At 56.8% G+C, this 2,320-nt stretch carries 1 protein-coding gene; it reads left to right on the forward strand.

All coding sequences use genetic code 11. The features are described 5' to 3' along the window. Positions 1 to 2,320 (forward strand): type VI secretion system ATPase TssH (tssH, locus tag QQF33_RS03305; protein WP_285157373.1); only part of this gene is annotated, 2,320 nt, incomplete at both ends.

The following is a 2,320-nucleotide window of genomic DNA, read 5'->3' on the forward strand; positions in this document are numbered from 1 at the left end:
TGACCTGACCGTTCTTGCCCGGCGCTATGAATGGGATATGGATGCCGTCTGGCAGTCTCTTCTGAGCTGGCTGGATGCACAGCCTCGTTCAGTTCGCACCCGACCAGAGCTCTCTGCTTCCCTCCAGACCCTGTTGAAACAGGCCTGGCTTGCCGCCACGCTCGCGGGAGATGAGCAGATCCGTAGCATACATTTGCTCACGGCCATAATTGAAACGTCAGGACTGACTCGCTGCGATGGCCTCTGGCCCTTAATGACCCTGACCACCAGCCAGCTTGAGAGGCTACGCCCCTTACTGGAAACCCAGTCAGATGAGCGGCGTGAACTTGCACTCAGCGAACAGGCTGGCAATGCCACCATTATTGGTCGGGCGGCGCCATTGAAACAGGAAGCACAAAACCCTGATGACGGTGGAAGTGCACAACCTGTCGTTTCGCAGGAGGAGTCCATTCTCAACCGCTTTACTGTCGATGTGACCGCCCGTGCCCGGGAAGGAAAGATTGATCCTGTCTTTGGACGCGATAACGAAATCCGTCAGATGGTGGATATTCTCTCCAGACGTCGCAAGAACAACCCTATCCTGGTGGGCGAGCCTGGCGTCGGCAAAACGGCCCTGGTTGAAGGCCTGGCGCTGCGTATTGCTGAGGGTAATGTGCCCGAAAGTCTTAAGCCTGTCATCGTCAGAACGCTGGACCTGGGTTTGCTTCAGGCGGGCGCCGGTGTAAAGGGGGAGTTCGAACAGCGTCTGAAAAATATCATCGACGCCGTCCAGCAATCCCCGGTGCCGGTGCTGGTCTTTATCGATGAAGCTCATACCATCATCGGGGCCGGTAATCAGGCGGGCGGGGCAGACGCCGCCAACCTGTTGAAACCGGCTCTGGCACGCGGCGAACTGCGCACCATTGCGGCCACCACCTGGAGTGAATACAAGCAGTATTTCGAACGTGATGCAGCCCTTGAACGCCGCTTCCAGATGGTTAAGGTTGATGAGCCTGATGATGATACGGCCTGCCTGATGCTGCGTGGCCTCAAATCCCGCTATGCCGAACACCACGGAGTGCATATTACCGGCGAGGCCGTCCGGGCAGCTGTGACGCTTTCCCGTCGCTATCTGACCGGTCGCCAGTTACCTGATAAAGCGGTGGACTTACTGGATACCGCTGCGGCAAGGGTACGGATGAGCCTGGATACGCTGCCTGAACAACTGACCCGGTTGCAGGCGCAACTGACTGCGCTTGCGATGGAACAGCAGGAGTTACTGGAAGATATTTCCCTGGGTAACACCGTTGATGCCAGCCGTCTGCCGCAGATCGAACAACTGACTCAGGATCTCAACCAGCAGAAAGCTGCCCTTCAGTCACAATATGAAATCGAAAAACAGCTCACCGACTCGCTGAAAGCCTGCCGGAAAGACATCAGCCGCCAGAAGGAAATCTCCGGCTTCCAGCAGGAGCTCTCCCAAATTCAGAATAACAGCCCCTTGCTGGGTCTGGATGTTGATGTCCGCACCGTTGCGACCGTTATCGCCGACTGGACAGGTGTTCCCCTCTCGTCGCTGATGAAAGATGAGCAAACCGAATTACTGACGCTGGAAGAACAACTGGCAACCCGTGTTGTCGGACAAAGTCCTGCCCTGAATGCCATAGCGCAACGACTGAGAGCGTCAAAAACCGGTCTGACGCCGGAAAACGGGCCACAGGGCGTGTTTTTACTGGTGGGGCCAAGTGGGGTGGGTAAAACAGAGACCGCGCTGGCACTTGCTGACGTTATGTATGGTGGTGAGAAATCGCTCATTACCATCAACCTGTCTGAATACCAGGAGCCGCACACGGTCTCGCAGTTGAAAGGCTCCCCTCCGGGCTATGTCGGATATGGTCAGGGCGGTATTCTCACCGAGGCGGTCCGTAAGCGGCCGTACAGCGTGGTGCTGCTGGATGAAGTGGAGAAGGCCCACCGGGATGTGATGAACCTGTTTTATCAGGTCTTTGACCGGGGCTTTATGCGGGACGGGGAAGGGCGTGAAATCGATTTCCGCAATACCGTGATCCTGATGACGTCCAACCTGGGCAGTGATCAGTTGATGCAGCTGCTGGAGGAGCAACCAGAAGCCACGGAGAGCGATCTGCATGAATTGTTACGTCCGACCCTGCGCGATCATTTCCAGCCTGCTTTGCTGGCTCGCTTCCAGACGGCGATATACCGCCCACTGGCTATGGATGCGATGCGCACCATCGTAGGCATGAAGCTGGCACAGGTGAGCACGCGTCTGCAACGTCACTACGGCATCTCCACTCACATCGGCGAAAGTCTCATCGACACC

The sequence above is a fragment of the Lelliottia wanjuensis genome (genome assembly GCF_030238365.1).
GTDB lineage: Bacteria > Pseudomonadota > Gammaproteobacteria > Enterobacterales > Enterobacteriaceae > Enterobacter > Enterobacter wanjuensis.